The organism is Roseibium marinum (assembly GCF_002906165.1).
GTDB classification, from domain to species: Bacteria; Pseudomonadota; Alphaproteobacteria; order Rhizobiales; family Stappiaceae; genus Roseibium; species Roseibium marinum.
Map to the genome: position 1 here is coordinate 1 of NZ_PPCN01000011.1, position 21699 is coordinate 21699.

16 protein-coding genes are annotated in these 21699 nt (G+C 61.2%); 6 read left to right on the forward strand and 10 right to left on the reverse strand.

The window, feature by feature from the left end:
- Positions 1 to 249 precede the first annotated feature (249 nt).
- Positions 250 to 1026 (reverse strand): SDR family oxidoreductase, encoded by a 777-nt coding sequence (locus CLV41_RS20870; RefSeq protein WP_103224409.1) that lies wholly within the window; start codon positions 1024 to 1026, stop codon positions 250 to 252.
- A complete protein-coding gene (gene denD / locus CLV41_RS20875; protein WP_103224411.1) occupies positions 1023 to 2009 on the reverse strand; it encodes a D-erythronate dehydrogenase in 987 nt (328 codons plus the stop codon). The genes CLV41_RS20870 and denD overlap by 4 nt, the downstream gene beginning before the upstream one ends.
- A gap of 150 nt (positions 2010 to 2159) precedes the next feature.
- On the opposite strand from denD, the gene CLV41_RS20880 reads away from it, so the two are divergent.
- From CLV41_RS20880 to CLV41_RS20890, 3 genes are all read left to right on the forward strand, one after another.
- Positions 2160 to 3368 (forward strand): NADH:flavin oxidoreductase/NADH oxidase family protein, encoded by a 1209-nt coding sequence (locus tag CLV41_RS20880; protein ID WP_103224616.1) that lies wholly within the window; start codon positions 2160 to 2162, stop codon positions 3366 to 3368.
- A gap of 145 nt (positions 3369 to 3513) precedes the next feature.
- Positions 3514 to 4335, forward strand: coding sequence for a bifunctional allantoicase/(S)-ureidoglycine aminohydrolase (locus CLV41_RS20885; RefSeq protein WP_103224413.1), 822 nt, complete (start codon positions 3514 to 3516; stop codon positions 4333 to 4335).
- A 4-nt stretch (positions 4336 to 4339) separates the two neighbouring features.
- On the forward strand, positions 4340 to 4837 hold the full coding sequence (locus CLV41_RS20890; RefSeq protein ID WP_103224415.1) for an ureidoglycolate lyase: 498 nt from the start codon (positions 4340 to 4342) through the stop codon (positions 4835 to 4837).
- Between the two features lie 324 nt (positions 4838 to 5161).
- Here CLV41_RS20890 and CLV41_RS20895 read toward each other — a convergent pair whose 3' ends face one another.
- The 4 genes from CLV41_RS20895 to CLV41_RS20910 form a co-directional block, all read right to left on the reverse strand.
- On the reverse strand, positions 5162 to 8275 hold the full coding sequence (locus CLV41_RS20895) for an efflux RND transporter permease subunit (protein WP_103224417.1): 3114 nt from the start codon (positions 8273 to 8275) through the stop codon (positions 5162 to 5164).
- Between the two features lie 29 nt (positions 8276 to 8304).
- Positions 8305 to 9399 carry an efflux RND transporter periplasmic adaptor subunit gene (locus tag CLV41_RS20900; RefSeq protein WP_103224420.1) on the reverse strand — a complete coding sequence of 365 codons (1095 nt, stop codon included), beginning with the start codon at positions 9397 to 9399 and terminating at the stop codon, positions 8305 to 8307.
- 7 nt (positions 9400 to 9406) lie between these two features.
- Positions 9407 to 9976, reverse strand: a complete 570-nt coding sequence (locus CLV41_RS20905; protein WP_103224422.1) for a TetR/AcrR family transcriptional regulator — start codon at positions 9974 to 9976, stop codon at positions 9407 to 9409.
- Between the two features lie 162 nt (positions 9977 to 10138).
- The gene (locus CLV41_RS20910) at positions 10139 to 11782 is read right to left on the reverse strand and encodes an EAL domain-containing protein (RefSeq protein WP_208987646.1); all 1644 of its coding nucleotides are present in this window, start codon (positions 11780 to 11782) and stop codon (positions 10139 to 10141) included.
- A gap of 265 nt (positions 11783 to 12047) precedes the next feature.
- Between CLV41_RS20910 and CLV41_RS20915 the strand changes: the two genes are divergently transcribed.
- Together CLV41_RS20915 and CLV41_RS20920 are read left to right on the forward strand one after the other, a co-directional pair.
- Positions 12048 to 12947 (forward strand): sugar kinase, encoded by a 900-nt coding sequence (locus CLV41_RS20915; RefSeq protein WP_103224424.1) that lies wholly within the window; start codon positions 12048 to 12050, stop codon positions 12945 to 12947.
- Positions 12948 to 13084: 137 nt separating this feature from the next.
- Positions 13085 to 14254: a hypothetical protein gene (locus CLV41_RS20920; protein ID WP_208987647.1), complete on the forward strand. Its 1170-nt coding sequence runs from the start codon at positions 13085 to 13087 to the stop codon at positions 14252 to 14254.
- Positions 14255 to 14337: 83 nt separating this feature from the next.
- Here the strand turns inward: CLV41_RS20920 and CLV41_RS20925 are convergent, their stop codons facing one another.
- The 3 genes from CLV41_RS20925 to CLV41_RS20935 form a co-directional block, all read right to left on the reverse strand.
- Complete coding sequence (locus tag CLV41_RS20925) at positions 14338 to 16125, reverse strand: ABC transporter ATP-binding protein (protein WP_103224425.1); 1788 nt, start codon at positions 16123 to 16125, stop codon at positions 14338 to 14340.
- 119 nt (positions 16126 to 16244) lie between these two features.
- The gene (gene aspS, locus CLV41_RS20930) at positions 16245 to 18026 is read right to left on the reverse strand and encodes an aspartate--tRNA ligase (protein WP_103224426.1); all 1782 of its coding nucleotides are present in this window, start codon (positions 18024 to 18026) and stop codon (positions 16245 to 16247) included.
- Between the two features lie 167 nt (positions 18027 to 18193).
- Complete coding sequence (locus CLV41_RS20935) at positions 18194 to 18820, reverse strand: ParA family protein (protein ID WP_103224427.1); 627 nt, start codon at positions 18818 to 18820, stop codon at positions 18194 to 18196.
- A 147-nt stretch (positions 18821 to 18967) separates the two neighbouring features.
- Between CLV41_RS20935 and rnd the strand changes: the two genes are divergently transcribed.
- A complete protein-coding gene (gene rnd, locus CLV41_RS20940) occupies positions 18968 to 20152 on the forward strand; it encodes a ribonuclease D (RefSeq protein WP_103224428.1) in 1185 nt (394 codons plus the stop codon).
- Positions 20153 to 20178: 26 nt separating this feature from the next.
- Here rnd and CLV41_RS20945 read toward each other — a convergent pair whose 3' ends face one another.
- The gene (locus CLV41_RS20945; RefSeq protein WP_103224429.1) at positions 20179 to 21699 is read right to left on the reverse strand and encodes a Ppx/GppA phosphatase family protein; all 1521 of its coding nucleotides are present in this window, start codon (positions 21697 to 21699) and stop codon (positions 20179 to 20181) included.

Sequence of the window (21699 nt, forward strand, 5' to 3'; positions counted from 1 at the left end):
CCTCGGCCCCATCATCGCCAGCATCTCCCAAATCAGTAAGGAGATTGAATCAGCGTTCAGAACTTAAAACAACAGGAGTTTTTCAACGGAATAGGCCATAAGCCACAGTGCGCCTGCTCTGTGCGAATGTCCGCTTCAATGACTTTCCGAACAAAACCTGAAAATCAGCACTTGGCCCCATTCGTTCAAATAGCAGTAAACGCCCACTCCCCGCCCGACTTACCTATCTATCCACCGCGCAACTTCCCTCTACCCCCTGCCCACAAACGGCATCTTCGTTGCCATGACCGTCAGCGTCAGCACGTTGGCGTCCAGTGGCAGGCTGGCCATGTAGACGACGGCCTGGGCGATGTGGGCCGGGTCGATGGTGGGTTCGCTCATCATTTCGCCGTTGGCCTGCGGGACGCCGCCGCCCATGCGGGCGGTCATGTCGCTGGCGGCGTTGCCGATGTCGATCTGGCCGCAGGCGATGTCGAAGGGGCGGCCGTCGAGGGCGGCGGATTTGGTCAGGCCGGCGACGGCGTGTTTGGTGGAGGTGTAGGGGGCCGAATTGGGCCGTGGGGTTGTCGCCGAGATCGAGCCGTTGTTGATGATCCTGCCGCCGCGCGGGGTCTGCGCCTTCATCAGCCGGAAGGCCTCCTGGGTGCACAGGAAGACGCCGGTCAGGTTGGCGGCGACGACGCTGTTCCATTCCTCGAAGCTGATATCCTCCAGCGGAACGGAGGAATTGGAAATGCCGGCATTGTTGACCACGAGATCGATGCGGCCGAATTTTTCGCGGATATCGCCGAACAGCGCGCGCACGGAGACGGGATCGCCGACATCGGCGGCGCTCCAGGTCACATCGCCGCCGGTTTCCGCCGAGAGGTCCGCGGCGGTCTTTTCAAGCACGTCCTTGCGGCGGCCGGAAATCACCACGCGCCAGCCCACGGCGCTCAGGTCTTTCGCCATGGCCCGGCCGATGCCGGTGCCGCCGCCGGTCACAAGGGCGATCCTGCCTTTCACGTCGAAACCGTTGTATGTCATGCGTGCGTGCCTCCCAGCTCGTCTTCAAGATGTATTCGAATGATGTCGTCAAAGCATGTTTCGGCCTGAAAGCCCAGTTCGCTTGCTCGCCGGGCGTCGAAATCGGTTGGCCATCCGGCAACGATCCGCGCGATGTCCGCATCCGGCTCGCGGCGGATAAGGCGCACGGCCTTTTCACCGGCGACGCGGCGCAGCGCTTCGATCTGTTCGCCGACCGTTGCCGAGAGCCCCGGCATGGAGAGGCTGCGGCGCGGCCCTATCAGCGCGGTGTCGATTCGGGCGGCATGGGTGAAGAAGCCGATCGCGGCGCGCGGGCTGGCGAACCAGTGGCGCACGTCTTCACCGACCGGCAGAACGGCCTCCTTGCCGGAGAGCGGTTCGCGCAGGATGTTAGAAAAGAAGCCGGAGGCCGCCTTGTTCGGCGCGCCGGGGCGGACGCAGATGGTCGGCAGGCGCAGGCCGATGCCGTCGAAAATACCCTTGCGGCTGTAATCTGCCAGCAGAAGTTCGGTGATTGCCTTCTGGGTGCCGTAGCTGGTCAGCGGCGCCGACAGGAACTCGTCGCCGATCTTTTGCGGAAACGGCTGGCCGAAGACGGCAATCGACGAGGCGAAGAGGACGCGCGGATAATAGGGCGCGCGCGCGTTCTCAAGGCGGATCGCCTCGAACAGCATCCGGCTGCCATCCAGATTGACCGCGTAGCCCTTGTCGAAATCGGTTTCCGCCTCGCCGGAGACGACGGCGGCGAGATGAAAGATCACGTCCGGCCGTCCTTCGATCAGCTTTTCCGGCTCGCCAGGCATGGCAAGATCCAGCGTGAGCGCCGAGGTTATGCCCTGAATGGATGGCGGCACGGGTGGCGCGAACGCATCGGCAAGCGTCAGCCGGCTGACCTCGAAGCCGAAGACGGACGGGTCATCGGCCAGTTTTTCCACCAGCTTGCGGCCCACCATTCCGGCGGCGCCAATCACGAGCACATGCATTTCCCCCCCCTTCTCCCATGCCTGCTGCAATTCAGGTCATGGAACAGTGCGCATTCAACCGAATGCGAAAAAAGCCGATCCAGCGTTGCGCTAGCGCGCGTTTTCGCGGATGTAAAACCAACGCTGCACAATCCGGCCATGGACGTTCAAATGCAACACCCTGAAATTCTGTTCGAACCGCTGAAACTGCCCTGTGGCGTCATCCTGAAAAACAGGATCGCGAAATCGGCGATGTCGGATTCCCTGGGGGACGGAACGGGCCATCCGAGCGCGGACCAGTTACGGCTGTATCAACGATGGGCAGAAGGCGGGCTGGCGCTTGCCATCATCGGCGAGGTGCAGGGCACAGCAAGCTATGCCGAAAAACCCGGCAATCTGGTGCTCAACGAGGCGTCCGACCTGGAGCGCTTCGGAGACCTTGCCCGAAAGGGCGGCGCGAACGGCGCGAAGCTGTGGCTGCAGCTTGGCCACGCCGGGGCGCTTGCCTATGCGCCGACCAGCGCCCCCAAGGGCCCGAGCGCTCTCGATCTGCCGGGGCTGCGCTGCGCGCAGATGACAGCGGACGAGATCCGTCAATTCCCGCTGGAGATCGCGCGGACGGCCCGGCTGGCGCGGCAGGCCGGTTTCGGCGGGGTGCAGATCCACGCGGCGCACGGATTTCTGCTCAGCCAGTTTCTGTCACCCCTGTTCAACAAGCGGAGCGATGCCTATGGCGGGCCGATCGCCAACCGCATGCGGCTGCTTCTGGAAGCCATCGAGGCCGCACGCGCCGCCGTCGGGCCGGATTTTCCCATCGGCGTGAAGCTCAATTCCTCGGACCAGCTGGAAGGCGGGCTCATAGAGGACGAGGCGCTGGAGGTGGTGGCGGCGCTGGAAAATACCTCGGTCGATCTGATCGACATCAGCGGCGGGACGTATTTTCCCGGCGCGAAAGCCGCCTCCGACGGCGCGGGACGCGGGCCGTATTTCATTGGCTTCGCGAAACGCGCCCGCACTGTCACGTCAAAGCCGCTGATGCTGACGGGCGGGTTCAAGACCCGCGCCCAGGCCGAGGACGCATTGGCCGGCGGCGCGGTCGATATCGTCGGCCTGGCGCGCGCGCTCGCCCTTGTGCCCTCCCTCGCCGACCAGTGGAAAGCTGGCAGGATGCTCGAGCCGGAGTTTCCCAGATTTTCGCAAGCCCCGGAGGGCGGCATAACCGCGTGGTACACGATGCGGCTGACCGGCATCGGCTCCGACGCGGAAACACCTGCCGCGTCGGACCTTCACGAGGCGATCCAGGCCTATGAGGCGCGCGACAGGTCGCGAACGGACATCTGGTTGCGCCACTTCGGCGGCAATGCAACGGGAGAAGGCTGAAAAAGACCCTTCAATCACCGGCGCGCCGGACGAAAAGCCTTAAAGCAGATTGATCTTGTTGCTTTTTCCATTGCTTTGCCGGGACCACACTTCTTAGGGTACGAACTCATAAAATTATGCTTCCAGGCGCTATCAGGAACTCTCAATGACTTCCAAATCCTATTACGCCCCGAGCGGCGGTCATCCGCCGCAAACCCAGCTCCTGACCGACCGCGCGGTCTTCACCGAGGCCTATGCGGTCATCCCCAAGGGCACGATGCGCGACATCGTCACCAGCTTCCTGCCGTTCTGGGACAAGACCCGGCTGTGGGTGCTGTCGCGGCCGCTGTCCGGCTTTGCCGAGAGCTTCTCGCAATACATCATGGAAGTGCAGCCGGGTGGCGGCAGCCAAAAGCCGGAACCGAATGGCCGGGCCGAAGGCGTCCTGTTCGTCGTCGAAGGCAGCATGAACGTCATCATCGAAGGCATTCCTCACCCGATGGAGGAAGGCGGCTATGCCTATCTGCCCGCCGGCTGCAATTGGACCCTGACGAACGAAAGCAGCGCGCCGGTGCGGTTTCACTGGGTCCGCAAGGCCTATGAGGCCGTCGAGGGACTTGAAAAGCCGGAGGCCTTCGTGCGCAACGAGAAGGACGTCGCGCCCAACCCGATGCCGGGCACAGACGGCAAATGGGCGACGACGCGGTTCGTCGAACCGGACGACCTGCGCCATGACATGCATGTCAACATCGTCACGCTGGAACCGGGCGCCGTCATTCCGTTTGCCGAGACACATGTGATGGAACACGGGCTTTATGTTCTGGAGGGCAAGGCCGTCTACCGCCTCAACCAGGACTGGGTGGAAGTGGAGGCCGGCGATTACATGTGGCTGCGCGCCTTCTGCCCGCAAGCCTGCTACGCGGGCGGGCCCGGCAGGTTCCGCTATCTGCTCTACAAGGACGTCAACCGCCACATGAAGCTTCTGTAAGCCCATGGCGCGCGGAATTTTGACCGAACCGCTCACACGCGACGCCTTCGCCCCGTTCGGCGATGTGATCGAGACCAGCGGCGATCCGACCATGATCATCAACCAGGGTAAATGCGGCCGCTACCACGATCTGGCGGCGCTCGACATGGCCGGCGCGAATGCCCGTGCCGGCATCAGCCTGTTCCTGTCTGAGAAACGCACCCTGCCCTACCTGCTGGAGATGGTCGAGCGGCACCCGCTCGGCAGCCAGGCCTTCCTGCCGATGACACAGGCCGCTTTCCTGGTGATCGTCTGCCCGGACGACAACGGCAAGCCGGGACATCCGCGAGCCTTCATCACCGAACCGGGCCAGGGCATCAATCTTCACCGCAACATCTGGCACGGCGTGCTGACACCCTTGAGCGATCCGGGACTTTTTTCAGTCGTCGACCGGATCGGCGACGGCGACAATCTGGAGGAATTCCGGTTCGAGGAACCTTACGAGGTTGTTCGGGGGAGTTGACAGATTGAGTCCGGAAGAGCTGCTAAGTTTCTGGATAAAATAGAGAAATTTAACCCACCCACACCAGCCTGACCCATTTTGGCGCTGCGAAGGAAGATAGCCGAGAGTATCACAGCTATAGCCGCTTGCTCCCGTCTCCCCCCTTGAGGGGGAGATGTCCGTGAAACGGACAGAGGGGGGACGGCCTCTCGGCACACAAATCCTGTCAGAACTCGCGGAACCGCTTCACCCCCCTCTGTCCCCTGCGGGGACATCTCCCCCTCAAGGGGGGAGACGGGAGTGTGCCGAGCGGACAGCGAGACGCCGCTCTTCCAAACGAAGCCGTTATTCGGCCGGTACGGGTATTGCTGCCGGTGCGGCGCTGCCGGTGTCCGTCGATGCCTTGGTCTTCTTCGGCGGGCGGATCCGGAAGAACAAGGCGTAGAGCACCGGCGCCGCGATCAGGGTCAGGACGGTGGCAAAGGCCAGGCCGCCCATGATGGTGACCGCCATGCCGCGGAAGAAAGCGTCGGACAGAAGCGGCGCCATGCCGAGGATGGTGGTGATCGCCGCCAGCATCACGGGCCGCATACGCGACACGCAGGCATCGACGATCGCCTCGTATTTCTCCCTGCCCTCGCGGATCAGCAGATCGATCTCCTCCAGAAGCACGATGGCGTTCTTGATCAACATGCCTGAAAGCGACAGGAAACCGAGCAGCGACATGAAGCCGAACGGCGTGTCGGTTCCCAGAAGGGCGAGAGCGACGCCGTTGATGCACATCGGCACCATCAGCCAGATGATCAGCGGCTGGCGGACGGAGCCGAACAGCATGATCGAGATGATCAGCATCACCAGGAAACCGAGCGGCAACTGGGCTCCGAGCGAGGCCTGCGCGTCATTGGTGCTCTCGTATTCCCCGCCCCATTCAAGGGCATAGCCTGGCGGAAGCTCCATCTCCTCGATCTGCGGCCGGACCCTTGCGAGCGCGGAGGTCGCGGTTTCTCCCGCCGTGGTTTCGGCCTTCACCGTGAGGGTGCGCACCCGGTCCCGCCGGTGGATCAGGGTATCCTGGGGCTCCATGACGAACTCGCTGACGACCTCGTCGATGGGGATGTAACGGCGCTGGCTGTTGCTCCACACCAGGGCGTCGGACACACTCTCGTTCACCGAAATGCCGTCGGTATCCGCCTTGCGGGCGATGATCGGAATGCTTTCGTCGATGTCCCGGTAGGAGCCTACCTGAACGCCTTCCGTGGCGAATTTCAGCGCCAGCGAGAGTTCTTCCCGGGTCACGCCCGAGATGCGGGCACGGTCTTCATCGAAGATCGGCCGCACGACGAGCTCGCGTTGACGCCAGTTGGTGTTGACGTCGGCCAGCGCATTGTCGGGCTGGGAAAAGATCGCCTGGGCTTCGTCTCCGAGACGCTTGAGAACATTCTCGTTTGGACCGGAGAACCGGGCCTCGATCTTTGCGCCGCTGCCGGGACCGAAAACGAGACGTTTGGTGATGATCTGGGCCGCCGGAAAGCGCTCGGCGAACTGCTGCCGGAGTTCCAGCGCCAGCATGTCGATGTCATCACGGCTCGCGGTGCGGATGATCATGTGGCCATAGGCCGGATTGGCATCTTCCGGTGCATAGGTCAGCATGAAGCGCGTCGCCCCGCCGCCCGCGAAGGCGGTTACGGTCTCGACGCGCTCGTCGGCCAGGATGACCTTCTCCATTTCCTTGAGGTCGGCCTCGGTGACGCGGATATCCGTCCCCTGCGGCGCCCAGTAATGGACATAGAAGATCGGCGTGTTGCTGTCCGGGAAGAATGCCTGCTTCACATTGCCGAACGCCATGACACAGGCAACGGTGATGCCGATCAGCACCAGCACCGTCAGAAGGCGCGCATGCAGTGTAGCGATGAGAAACTTGCGGTAAATTGTGTAGAGAATGCCCTTGTAGGGGTCATGGTCATCCAGGTTGCCGGTGGCCGTCCTGAAAAAATACTTGCCGAAGAGCGGCGTGACCGTGATCGCGAAGACCCAGGACAACAACAGCGAGATTCCGATCACGGCAAACAGGGAAAACAGGAATTCCCCGGTCGAGTCGGGCGACAGTCCGATGCCGGAAAAGGCCATGATGCCGATGACCGTTGCGCCGAGCAGCGGCCACATGGTCTGCGCCACCACCTTGCTGGCGGCCTCGATGGCCTTCTGGCCGCGCTGCATGTTGATCATCATGCCTTCGGCCACGACGATGGCGTTATCCACCAGCATGCCCATTGCGATGATCAGGGCTCCGAGGGAGATGCGCTCCATCTCGATCGCGAAGATCCGCATGAACAAGACCGTTGCCAGAACGGTGAGCAGCAGAACGGTGCCCACCACCATGGCGGCGCGCCAGCCCATGAACAGGGCCAGGACGCCAATCACGATCACGACAGAGGCGGCAAGGTTCAGGATGAAGCCGTTCACGCTTTCATCGACGATCGCGTTCTGCTCATAGATCGGATGGATCTGCATGCCGACGGGAAGCTGTTTCTCAATCGCGGCGAGTTTTTCAACCACCCGTCCACCGACATCTACGATATTGGTGCCGTCCACCTGCGAGACACCGATGGTCACCGCCTCGTGGCCGTTGTGCCGGATCAGCCGACCGGGGCGTTCGGGTTCTCCCAGTTCCAGCGTCGCAACGTCGGACAGGCGGATCATGGCCGTCGACCCGGGCCTGCCGATGACCAGATCCTGGATGCCGCGAAAATCGTCAAAGGCCGAAGCGGTCATCAGCCGGATGCGCTTTTGCCCCGACACCGCGGAGCCGTTGGTCTGAATACGGTTTTCCGCGTCCAGGACACTGGTGATGTCGCTGTTGGAAATGCCGAGGCCGGCCATCTTGTCATGATCGACATTCAGATAAATGATGTCGTTCGGCTCGCCGGCGATCTCGACCTTGCCGACACCGTGTACCGTCAGCAACTCCCGGCGGATCCGCTTGACTGTTTCGCGGATCTCCCGGTTGGTATAGCCATCCGCCGTGAAGGCGTAGAAAAGGCCGTAGACGTCGCCGAAATCATCGTAGACCAGCGGCACGCCGACGCCGGCAGGAAGGTTGCGGACCTCGTCAGTGACCTTGCGGCGCAACTCGTCCCAGACCTGAGGCAGCTCGCTGCCGTCATAGGTGGGCTTTATCTCCACGCTGATCCGCGACAGGCCCGGTTCGGACACAGAAGTGACCAGATCCAGCTGCGGCATTTGCTGGATTGCGGTTTCGAGATTTTCAGTGACTTCGTTTTCCACCTCGGCGGCGGTCGCGCCGGGATAGCTGGTGATGACCTGAGCCTGTTTGATGGTGAAGGCCGGGTCTTCAAGCCGGCCTACCGTGGTAAGCCCCCAAAGCCCGCCCAGAAGCGCCATGATGACGATCATCCACGTGTTGACCGGCTTCTCGATGGAGTAGCGTGCGATATCCAAGATACTGATCCTTTTTCTGTCCGTACGGATCAGCGCAGACGGCGCACGACCTGGCCGTCGCTGAGATAGGCCACGCCCGCGGAAACGATTTCATCTCCCCGCTGCAGACCGGAGCTGACCGGGAGGTAATCCCCCATCACCGTTCCGATTTCGACCGGCTGTTTGGAGACTTCTCCGGTTGCATCCGCGAGTTTCCAGACAAAGGCCTTGCCGTCGCCGTCAACCGCGACCGAGTCGGAGGGCACCAGAAATTGCTCGCCAAGTTCCAGTCCCTGCGGAGAGAAACTGACGATGACCGAGGCCGTCATTCCGGGGGAAAGGTGTTCTGCTCCGGCCTTGGGCATCGCCAGAGTTACCCGGTAGGTTTGCGTGACTTCATCCACCTGGCTGGAATGCTCGCGATAGGTCAGCGGAAACCGCTTGTCGCCAAAGGCGGCGAACGTCCCCTCGATGGAGGCCACATCCTCCTCCGTCACGCGGGCAAACAGGGCTTCGGCGACATTGATGTCCACATGCACTTCGGAGACGTCATGGACCTGAACCACCGGCGTGCCGACGCTGACCGTGGTGAAATTGTCGACGAGCCTTATGGAGACGATGCCGTCGAAAGGGGCGTGCAGCTCGGTATAACCGAGGTTCTGCTTTGCTTCCTTCAGCTCCTCGACGGCGAGATCATGAACGTTCTTCTGCTCGTCATAGGCCGCCTGCGAAATGATCGAGCGCTCACGCAGGGTTTCCAGCCTGTCGAGTTCGCGCTTGGCCTGCTCGGACCGAAAGGTGGCTTCGCGGACCGCGCGATCGAAATCGGTGGTATCGAGTTTGGCAATCAGCTGGCCTTTCTTGACCCGCTGACTTTCCAGAATCGGGAGTTCGACGATTTTTCCGGGAACCTGGAACGACAGGTCAACCGTCTGGACGGCAGCCACGCGGCCGGCAAAGCGGCGCTCCAGCAATCCGACCTGATCGGTGACGGTGAAAATTTTGGCCGGCCGCGGTGCCGCGTGCAGCTCCGCCTCGGCCTTTGCCACCGGGTCGAGAACATCCTCCTGGCAGGCCGACAGGAAACCGGCGGCGAGCAGGAGCGCGGCCAGGCGGCCGATGGAGGTTTTGCGAATTGCGGTCATCTCGTGATCAATCCTGATTCTTGTTTTTCTGCAGGCACTTGCGAAGTTCCTTGAAGACTTCCAGGCGCTCTTCCTCAGAGAAAATCGTTACACAATGAGCTTCGGAGAAGTGCAGTCCCTCCAGACTGGCCCAGATGGCGCAAGCCTTGCCGATTTCGGTTGTTTCTCCCGCAATCGCCGCTTTCAGCCGCGTCTTGACTTCCATGAAGGGTTTGCTGAGATCGGGCCGGTCGACCTTCGTCGCCAGCATGGCCTGTGCGACGTCCTTATGCGCGCGCAGCCAGCCTTCCGTAACGTCGATCATGGCGCTGAGCGTCGGACATTGCGACGAAAGGTGCCTTTCCCGCGCGGTGGCGATCTCGCCCTCGAACTGGCCGGCGAGAAACTCGACCATTCCGGTGATCAGCGCATCCTTTGTCGGGAAATTGTAAAGGACGCCGCCCTTGGAAAAGCCGCTCTCCTCCGCAACCGCATCGATAGTCAGGCTCGGCGCACCGGATCGCTTGATGACCTCCAGGGCTGCCTTGAGTATTTCCGACTTCGAATCCTGTGATTTTCTGGCGTTCCGCACAGCCATTTTTATACCGTCCAGTCAGTACATATCTTGAGGCATATAAACCGTCCAGCCGGTACAGACAAGTGGCATTTTCCGCAATGCAGCATAATTTTCGGTGTGTGGCTTAGTCAGCCATGCCGGGCAAGGATTCAGATATGCGGAAAGCTCCGCCTGGCGGAGCGATCAGGCCGCGGCACCCTTCATCGCGGTCTCGGACGCCGCCCTTGCCGCAGCGGCAGCTTCAGCCGCCATCCGCTCGCGCTCACGCGCTTCGGCTTCGGTGCGTTCGGCGTATTCGATGAATTCGCCGGAAGGCATCGGCGCGGCGAAAAAATATCCCTGCGCGGCGGTCACGCCGAGTTCCAGGAGCCGTTCGATCTGCTCCTCCATCTCCACACCTTCGGCAATGATGCCCATGCCGAGATTATCGGCCAGTTCGACCATTGAATCGACAATTGTGGTGGAGTTGTCGTCCGAACTGATCGTATCGATGAACATCTTGTCGATCTTGATGATGTCGACGCCGAGTTTCTGCAGATAGGCCATGCCGCCGTGGCCGGTTCCAACGTCGTCCAGGGCGACACGGACGCCGAGCGCCTGGAGTTCGGCAATGATCTTGCGGGCAAGGTCCATGTCTTCCAGCGGATGGCGTTCCGTCACTTCGACGACGATCTGCTGATAGGAGATATTGGATTTTTCGAAGATCGCCTTGATATCGGACACGATCTCGCGGTCCAGGAAGTGGCCCGCGAAGAGGTTTATCGACAGTTTCAGGTCCGGATTATCGCCGTAAAGCTCACCGACTTCCTCCGCGGCCACCCGCATCATGTGCCGGGTCATGTCAAAGATATGGCCGTTGTTTTCCGCGTAAGCCATGAATTGACCCGGTGAAACGATCATGCCGTTCGGGCGCCGCCAGCGCATCAGAACCTCACAACCGCGCAGGCGATGGCTTTCGATGTCCATGACAGGCTGATAATAGGGAATGAATTCGCCGTTGCGGATGGCCGCGATGAATTCGTCATTCGCCTCGCTCTCGGGCCGCCAGGAGAACCAGACCCCGATGGCGACGAACAGGACTGCAACGCCCGCGCATGCGGCGGCGGCCAGCACCTTCAGATCCTGCACGACCTGTCTCGCCGACGATGCGGGCGCGGTGACCGTGGCCACGAGCGGATAAAGCTCGGAGGCTATTTCCACGGTCAGCATTTCCTCCGGATCGGAGCCTACGGAATTATAGCCGCCGACGTTGTACCAAAGCAGGTTGTTTCCGAGGCGGAGCTCGGTTCGCCTGTAGGAACGCAGGTATTCCGGCCCCGGATCCATGGCGATCACCGCGGGCGTGACTTCCGCGAAAAGCCTTGTCTGGTTCTTCAGATCCCAGCTGATCACGGCCGCATGGGCGCCGAGAAAGCTGCGCTCGAGCATGCCGATGCCGACCAGGGGACCATCCGCACGCAGTGGCGGCAGGATGATCATTCCGGCCAGTTCGCGGTCCGGAATGATGCACATGCGCTGGCCGGAGGCATCGGCGAGGCCCACGGCATCGATCATGCCGTGTTCAACGATCTGTTTTTCGAAAATGACCCGGTCTTCGGCGCTGCATGTCTGGACATTGTCCCGGTCGAGCCGCTGCAGCAACGAGACGGTGGTGCTGATGGCCTCTTCCGCCCGGTGGACCGAGACGTTGCCCATGGCCTCCATCTCGGTGACCGCGCGCCGTTCCGCGTACTGGTTCAGGATGATATTGATTGCAAACAGGGGCGTGGTCGCCAGCACCAGGGCAACCATGACCGTCTTTGCGAAGCCAATATAGCGGAGGGACAAAACGCATGCCTGTTTGTGAATAAACTCTTTCTGACAATCGCCGATCTGGGTAAACAAGGACTGAATATGCAGGTGTTTCATCCAGATCAAAGCCGTCTCGCGCGCAATCTGACTAGGATTGTGGCGATGTAAAAACCCAATCAGGTCGCGAGCTCATAAATGAGGATGAAATGGTTTGAGGCGGTTTGCTCCTCATTTATGAACTCGTGACCTAAAGCAACTTGTCTGCGTTTGGATGAACGCAGGTTGATCCAGGGAGAACGCCATGCAGGCATTGTTTATCGGCCAGTCCTATATCGACGTAACTTTTCTGACCGACCGCCTCCCGACAGGCGATGAAAAGACAATTGCCCGGGACTATGCCATCAGCTTTGGCGGCAACGCCGTTACCGCGGCCTTCTGCTGCGCCAAGCTCGGCGGCAAACCGGAGCTTCTTTGTTCGCTGGCCGATGACTGGCTGGCGCGGATGTTCCTGGACATGGCGGCGGCCTACGGCATCTCCGTGCATGGGCGCAAAGTGCGGGAATCCTCCCTGTCCTTCATTATGCCGCAGGGCGGCAAGCGGGCGATTGTCCGTTGCCGCGATAATGACTTTCTGCATCCCTTCCCGCCGCTGACAATTGCCGGCATGAAGGCGCTTCACCTCGACGGGCATATGCCGGACGCGGCGCAGCACTACGCGGCAACCTGCAAAAACCTTGGTATCCTGACCTCGCTGGACGGCGGCGCGGTCAGGGAGAACACGGACGAACTGTTGAACCATATCGACATCGCGGTGGTCTCCGAGCGCTTCTGTCAGCAGCTCGGCAAATCGACGGGGGAAACGCTGAATTACCTGCGGTCTAAGAACTGCCCGGTCGGTGCCGTGACACTCGGCGAACACGGCATGGTCTGGTATGAAGCGGGCGGGCCCGACAAAATCATGCCCGCGCTTTCCGTCCCGATCGAAAAGGTGGTGGATTCCAATGGTGCGGGCGACGTGTTCCACGGAGCCTATATCGCCTCTTACCTGCACTGGCCGGAAAACAGCTGGGACCAGCATTTCAGGTTCGCCCGCGGCGCCTCCACCCATGCCGTTCAGCATCTTGGCAATGAAGCCAGCCTGCCGCGCATGGAGGACGTGGAGCGGGCCAACTCCACCTTCCGTGAAAAGGCAGCCGCCTGAGCGGCGGTTTCCGGGTCCAAACCCTTCCCCGCCGGCTCCGGCTTTCGCCTTGCTCCGCACTGGAACTTGGGCCATACCCTCATGGTTCATGCAGGGTTGCCTGACACGGCGTGTTCCATCCGTTTGCTGGAGATTTCATGATGTTTTACCGATCCCACCGGTTTGCCGCCGGTCTCGCAGTCAGCCTGTTCCCTCTTCAGGGCCTGCCTGCCCTCGCCTTCGACCCGAGCGGAAACGATGTTGCCGACACCTTTCTGGAATTGCTGGATTCAGAAGAGGGAACCGTTGAGAGCTACAGTGCCGTCGACACGTCCGCTGACACGGTAACGATCAGGGATCTCGTCATTACCAATGACGACAAGGACGACGCCAGGGTGACCATCGGCTCCACGACGCTGACGGGCGGCGCCATTCAGGACAACGGACGCCTCAAGCTCTCCAGCCTCGATCTGGAAAACCTGGAACTTGCCGCTGACGACGGCGGCATGTCCTTGAAAAACCTCAAGGCGACCGGGTTGCTTTTGCCATCGGCGGAAGAGGTTAAAGCGGACAAGGCTCCGGTCAACCCGGGCTACAGCATGCTTGAGATCACTGGTGTACTGATCCGCGGCGAAGACGGACAGATCGCCGATATCGAGAAAATCACCTCCTCGATCGACGCAATGGACGGCGACCTGCCGACGGCAGGAAGTTTTGCCGTCTCGGGAGCCAAAATCGATGTCGACAAGGTCGAAACCAAGGAGTCCAAATCGCTTAGCGAGCTGGGTTACAAAACGCTGACAGTCGATCTGTCCGGTTCTGGAAAATGGGATCCCGAAACGGCAACGCTCACGGTTCCGGAGCTGAAGATCAACGCCGAGCAGGCTGCCAGCGTGTCGCTGTCGTTTTCCCTGGGCGGTGTCACCCGGGAGGTGATCATGCAGCTCAACCGGAACTCCGGCGAGCCGCAGGAGACGATGGCGGCTTTGCAGGCGGTCACAGTGCAGAATATCGGCATCCGGCTGGATGACGATTCACTGACGGGCCGCATTCTGGACGTCGAGGCCCAAAAGGCGGGCGTCGAAACGCCTGTCTATGTCGAGCGTCTGACCGGCAGCCTGCCGCTAATGCTCGGCATGCTGCAGAACAAGGACCTGCAGGACAAGGTTCAGCAGGCGGTCACACAGTTTCTGACCACTCCGGACTCTCTGGAGATCAAAGCCGCTCCGGGTGTTCCGGTACCGGTGGCGCAGATCATGGGAACCGCGATGCTCGCCCCGCACATGATCCCGCAGATCCTGTCGATCAGCATAGCGGCAAACGAATAGGCCCGACTTGGTCCGACGGTTCTCAATCAAAATGCCCGGATCGAACCGTCCGGGCATTTTTCATTCCAGATCAAAACAGAAGCTTACTCGGCCGCTTCGCTGCGATTCTGGAACTGCAATTCGCAAAGACGGCGATAAATGCCGTCATGCTCGAACAGCTCGTCATGCGTTCCGCTTTCAATCGCCCGTCCCTTGTCCAGCACATGGATCATGTGGGCATGGCGCACCGTGCTCAACCGGTGCGCGATGACCAGGGTGGTCCGGCCCGCCATCAGGGTTTCCAGCGCAGCCTGGATCTTGGATTCAGATTCCGCGTCCAGCGCGGAAGTCGCCTCGTCCAGAAGCAGGATCGGCGCATCACGCAGCATCGCCCGCGCGATCGCGACACGCTGACGCTGGCCGCCCGACAGACGCCCGCCGCCTTCTCCGGCCGCCGTGTCATAGCCGTTCGGTAGCTCCAGAATGAATTCATGGGCATTGGCGGCCCGCGCCGCGGCCTCAATCTCACTGTGGCTGGCGCCAGGCTTGCCGACAGAGATATTGTCCCGGATGCTCATGTTGAAGAGATAGGATTCCTGGCTGACATAGGCGATGTGACGGCGCAGCGACGCCAGCGAAACGTCCCTGACCGGCTGGCCGTCAATGACGATATCCCCGCTCTGCGAGTCGTAGAAGCGCTCGATCAGGGCGAAGACGGTCGATTTGCCCGCGCCTGAAGCGCCGACCAGCGCGGTTGTCCTGCCGCCTTCGGCGGTGAGGGAAAGGCCACGCAGGGCGGCACCTTCCCCATAGGAGAAATGCACGTCCCTGAGAGCCACCTCGCCGTTTTTCACCCGCAATTCCGGTGCGTTCTCGACCACTTGCAGGTCCTGTTCCTCGTCGATCAGCTCATACATCAGCCGGACGCCGACAATCGACTTGTTCAAATTGACATTCAGCCGCGCAAGGCGCCGGGCCGGATCGTAGGCAAGCAGCAACGCCGTGATGAAGGCGAAAAACGCTCCCGGATCCTTGTTGAGTTCGATGACTGAATAACCACCGTAGAAGATGACCAGCGCAATGGCGAAACCGCCAAGGGTTTCCATCAAGGGCGAGGTGCGCGCGGTCAGCGAAGCGATCTTGTTGGACTGGTGCCGCACTTCGGAAACGGAGGAATTCATCCGCCGGTGCATCGCAGGTTCCATTCCGAAAGCCTTGACGATGCGGATGCCGAGAACCGTTTCCTGCATGGTCGCGCCGATCTTGGCGTTGGAGACCACCTGCCGCCTGGCATAGGTCTTGACCCGCTTGACAAGAAGACTGACGCCGATCACCGCCGGCGGCATGATCAACAGAGCGAGCAGGCTCATCAGCGGATCCTGCACGATCATCACCGCCAGCAGACCGACCAGCGTCAGGACATCCCGGCCGAGTGTCAGCACGAGCATCTCGATAACGGAGCGCGCACTGCCGGCACCGGTATTCACACGGATCGTCAGTTCCGGCAGGGACATGCGGTCGAAATAGGACTGGTCCTGTTCGGTCAGACGCTTGAAAAGCCGGTTCTGCAGGTCGGCGACAATGGCGTTGCCGACACGGGACAGAACCACCATCTGCCCATAGGTCGAAAAGCCCTTCAGCGTGAAGATGAAGATGACCGCGCCGGCGATCGTATAGATCATCATCTTGTCGCGGTTGATGAACACCTCGTTGATGACGTCTTTCATGATCCAGGCGCTGGCCGCGGTCGTGGCGGCGACGACCCCCATGAACACGAATGCAAGGATATAACGCGGGATATAGGACCGGATATTCTCGCTGAGCAGCCGTTTGATCAGCTGGACGGTTCCGTCCGGATCTTCCCAGACCTGCCATTTCGCAGGGTTGAACACGAGGCAGTGCCTTTCCGTAAGTTGCCGAACCCGGCATGCGGGAGGCCGGCGGAACCGGCCTCGAAGCCCTCTTCTAGAGAGGTACTCCTATTTCAAGGTTTGCCGCAAGTGGGCCCAGGTCAGTCCTCAGGCAGGTTCAGGCGCAGGTGCAGGTCGCGAAGCTGGGCGGGCGTCACGTCGCCGGGCGCCCCCATCATCAGATCTTCCGCCTTCTGGTTCATCGGGAAGAGCATGACCTCACGGATGTTGGCCTCGTCCGCCAGCAGCATGACCATGCGGTCGATCCCGGCCGCGCAGCCGCCATGCGGCGGGGCGCCGTACTGGAAGGCGTTGACCATGCCGCCGAAGCGCTTGTCGACCTCTTCGGCCGGATAGCCCGCGATCTCGAATGCCTTGTACATGATTTCCGGCTTGTGGTTCCGGATGGCGCCGGACAGCAACTCGTGACCGTTGCAGGCAAGGTCGTACTGAAAGCCGAGAACCTCCAGCGAGTCGCCTTGCAGCGCTTCCATCCCGCCCTGCGGCATGGAGAACGGGTTGTGCTCGAAGTCGATCTCGCCGGTTTCCTCGTCGCGCTCGTAGATCGGGAAGTCGACGATCCAGGCGAATTCAAACCGGTCCTTGTCGGTGTGGCCGAGTTCCTCGCCGATGATGACGCGCGCCTTGGCCGCAACCGCCTCGAACTGCTTCGGCTTGCCGGCGAGGAAGAAGGCCGCGTCGCCGACCTCAACGCCGAGTTGCGTGCGGATAGCCTCGGTGCGTTCCGGACCGATGTTCTTGGCGAGCGGACCGGCCGCTTCCATGGAACCGTCTTCCGCCTTGCGCCAGAAGATATAGCCCATGCCCGGCAGGCCCTCGCCTTGCGCGAACTTGTTCATCCGGTCGCAGAACTTGCGGCTGCCGCCCTTGGGAGCCGGGATCGCACGGATTTCGGTGCCCGGCTGTTCCAGAAGATTTGCGAAAATGGCAAAGCCGGACCCGGCGAAATGCTCGGAGACGATCTGCATCCTGATCGGGTTTCTCAGATCCGGCTTGTCGGTGCCGTACCACAGCGCGGAATCCTTATAGGAGATCTGCGGCCAGTTGCGGTTGACCGGACGGTCCTTGCCGAAGCGCTCGAAGCAGCCGGCTATCACCGGTTCAATGGTGTCGAACACGTCCTGCTGGGTGACGAAGGACATTTCCATATCGAGCTGGTAGAAATCCGTCGGCGACCGGTCGGCGCGCGGGTCCTCGTCGCGGAAACAAGGCGCGATCTGGAAATACTTGTCGAATCCGGAAACCATCAGAAGCTGCTTGAACTGCTGCGGCGCCTGCGGAAGCGCGTAGAATTTGCCCGGATGCAGCCGGGAAGCAACCAGAAAGTCGCGCGCGCCTTCCGGCGACGAAGCGGTGATGATCGGCGTCTGGAATTCGTTGAAGCCGATGGCCCACATGCGATCGCGCAGATCGCGCACCACATTGGAGCGCAGGATCATGTTGTCATGCAGCTTCTCGCGCCGCAGGTCGAGGAAACGGTATTTCAGGCGCACTTCTTCAGGATAATCCTGTTCGCCGAAAACCGGCAGCGGAAGTTCTTTGGCGGCGCCGAGAACTTCCAACTCGCGGATGAATACCTCGATCCCGCCGGTCGGCAGGTCCGGGTTGATCGTCTCGTCCGAGCGCTTTTTCACATTGCCGTCGATGCGGATGCACCATTCCGAGCGCACGGTTTCGGCCAGATTGAAGGCGGCCGAATCCGGATCGACCACACACTGGGTCACGCCGTAATGGTCGCGCAGATCGATAAACAGCACCCCGCCATGATCGCGGACCCTGTGGACCCAGCCGGAAAGACGGATGGTCTCTCCCTCATCGGACAGACGGAGATCACCGCAAGTGTGACTACGGTAGGGGTGCATTCTCGTTCCTCGACAGTTTTTAATTTTTGCATGGAAAACCAATACGGCCCGCCAGAGGCAGGCCGTGTCCGGCTGCAAAAGCCATGTTGCGCGGCGAAAGTCAAGGGAGAGGCTTGCGCGATGCTTGCCCGTCCCCTTTGGGCAAGAGAGACAGGCAGATGCCCCGCTCAGGCATCAACCGCCTGCAGCAACGGGTGCCACTGGCCGCGGATCTCGTGGGAGCGCGCGTCGGAAAAATCGAAAACACCAGTCCCCGCGGCCGCATGACGGGCGTAAAGCACCCGATCGGAAATGCGGGCGAGAAGCGGAAAGCCTTTTGCGGCGAAGGTCTTTTCCAGATCGGCCACCTGAGTCGAGCGGCGGTTGATCCGGTTGGCAACCACAAAGATTTCCGCCTTGCCCTTGCGGACACGCTTGATGTCGGAAATACCGTCCAGGAACTTCAGGGTCGCATCCCAATCGAAGGCGGAGGCCAGAACCGGCACGATGATGTCGGAGGCCTCGGCAATGAGATTCCTGGCAAGTTCCGAACGCAGTCCGCCCGGGCCGTCGATCACGATGGCGTCCAGCTTCTTGTCCTTGTCGCCGATCGCTTCTTCCTTGGACCAGTTCAGGCCTTCGATCCTTGCAAGATTTTCCGGGCGGCGCCTGACCCAGGAAAGGCTGGATTTCTGGCGGTCCGCATCCGCCAGCGCGACATCATCGCCGCGCGCCGCGAGAGCCACCGCAAGATTCGTGGCGATCGTGGTCTTGCCGCATCCGCCCTTCGAATTCACCATCAAAATCCTGCGCATTTGTTCTCCCCGTTTCTATTTCATGTTCCGTCAGTCTGCCGCTTCAACATAGGCGCACTTATTGCGCCTTTTCAAGCGTTTCGGAATGTATTTTTTGCCATTTCGTGGCGACAAAGCGGCAGAACTCAGGTATAGCTTTCCGTCACCATGCATGTGATTACAAAAACAAAAGACCTCGCCGCTGCCTGTCAGCGCCTTGCAGCCAACGACTATGTGACAGTGGACACGGAGTTTCTCCGTGAAACCACCTTCTGGCCCAAGCTCTGCGTGATTCAGATGGCCGGGCCGGAGTTGGCCTTTATCGTCGACGCCCTGTCCGAAGGGCTTGACCTTGAACCCTTTTTCGAACTGATGCGCGACGACAGTGTGACAAAGGTGTTCCACGCGGCGCGGCAGGACATAGAAATCGTCTATCACCTGGGCGGGCTCATCCCCGCGCCCCTGTTCGACACTCAGGTCGCCGCGATGGTCTGCGGTTTCGGCGATTCCATTTCCTACGATCAGCTGGTCTACAAGGTCACCGGTGCCCAGATCGACAAGTCGTCCCGCTTCACCGACTGGGCGCGGCGGCCGCTTACCGCCAAGCAGCTTGATTACGCGCTTGCCGATGTCACCCATCTGCGCGATGCCTATCAGTTCCTGAACGCCAATCTGGCGGAGCAGAACCGCAGCCACTGGGTACAGGACGAGATGAAGGTTCTGACCTCCGTCACCACCTACCGCACGGATCCCGACCAGGCCTGGAAACGGCTGAAGCTCAGGGTGCGCAAGCCGATCGAACTCGCCGTCATGATGGAAGTCGCCGCCTGGCGGGAGACAGAGGCGCAGGCGCGCAACGTTCCCAGAAGCCGGGTGATCAAGGACGACGCGATCTATGAGCTCGCCGCCCAGCAGCCCCAGGACACGGAAGCGCTCGCACGGCTGCGAACTGTCCCGCGCGGTTTTGAACGCTCCAAAACCGCCGACGAAATCCTGAGAACCGTGAAACGCGCGCTGGAACTCCCCAAGGACAAGCTGCCCAGGCTGCCGAAGGGCCGGCAGGCGCCGGACGGCTCGGCCGCCGCGGTGGATCTTTTGAAAGTTCTGTTGAAACTTGTAAGCGAAGCCAACGGCGTTGCCGCGAAGGTGATCGCCACGGTCGACGATCTTGAAAAGATCGCCGCCGACGATGAAGCCGATGTTGCCGCGTTGAAAGGCTGGCGCCGGGAACTTTTCGGAGAGACCGCGCTGAAGCTCAAGCACGGCGAAGTCGCCCTCGCCTTCCGCGACCGGCAGATCGTGGCGCTCGATCAACCGGCTCAAGAGGATCTGGAAACACAAGCGGCGGAATAATGGTCTGGGGAAAGCCCTTCCTTGACCTAACCTGCCCGCACAGTGACTGACGTCTCGATCGCCTTGCCAAGTTGGCTGACCCGCTTGCGCAGGCGTTCGCCGTCGAGCGCGGCGAGGTCCGTGCCGAGATCCAGCGTCAGGCCGTCTTCCGTCTTCGAAATGCCGACCTTCGGCAGAAGACCCGCCATCGAAGCGCTCAAAAGCGAGGCGACGCGCAAGGTTGCGCCCAGAACCTTGGCCCGAATCCGAAGACGATCCGTGAAAAGATGCTGGATGACCGGGGACAGCGCCCCTTCCCGCAGCCCCTCATGCCGGTAGAACACGGCCGCCGAAAGATAGGCGCGGCTGGCATGATCCAGCCCGACGAACGATGCGTTGGAAATAATGTTGAGGCTCTGCTCTCCCCGGTAATCCGGATGCGCCCGCCAGCCGATGTCCGACAGAAGACAGGCGGCATGCCGCAGCCGGGTCTCGTTGGCGGTTTCCTCGATCTCCAGCTCCCTGAACAGCGCATCGGTCCACGCGATAAGCTCTTCGGCGTGGTCCGGTGAGCGGGCCCGCAGGATGCAGAGTTCGCGGGACGCTTCTATGACCGGATCGTGGTCCTGCATGCCCGCTGGCAGTTTCTCGTGCAGCAATCCCTCGCGAACGCCGGTTGCGGAAAACACCAGACGCTCGGCCTTCATGGCGGTCAGCACCTGTTCCAGCACGACCGCGCCGACCGGCACCAGAGGGCGCCGCTGCTTGGAGACGACTTCGGACTGGTCGATGCCTTCGAGATTGGGCACGGCGATCTTCCGGCAGAACTCAATCGCCTCCTCCGCGCTGATTTCGTAGTTGTGCATCACATGCAAGGGATAATTATTCTGGATGAGATGGAGGCGGCCCAGGGAACGCCAGGTCCCGCCGACCGCGTAGAATGTCCGCTCTCCCGGCGCAAGGTCGGGCCAGTCATAACCCCTGAGCGCTTCTTCGGCGATTTTCTGGGCCTTGGACAGCTTGCCGTCGGCTTCTTCGGACAGGCGCAGGCCGCCTAGCGGGAATGTCGCACCGACACCTGGCACGCCTTGCGAGATTTCCACAAGTTCAAGGCTGCCTCCGCCCATGTCGCCGACAATGCCGCGCGGCTGCCAGAACCCGGCGATCACCCCGAGGGCGGAATAATAGGCTTCCTCGCCACCGTCCAGAATGCGGACCGGCGCATCCAGAAACGCTTCCACCTGACGGACAAATGCCGGCCCGTTCTCGGAATCCCGCGCGGCGGCGGTCGCGACGATATAGAGTTCCTTGCAGCCGGTATGCTCAATCAGCGCCTTGAACCGCGCCAGCTCACCGAGCGCCAGGTTGACCGAATCCTCCGCCATGCGTCCGGTCGCCGCAACGCCCCGGCCAAGTCCGGCAAGCAGCTTCTCGTTAAAGAGCATGGTCGGCGTGCGGGCAAGGCGTTCATAAATCACCAGGCGCACGGAATTTGAGCCGATGTCCACGACTGCGACCGGTCCGGACCCGTTGAGACGACCGCGGGCCGGCTTGAACTGGCGTGTCAT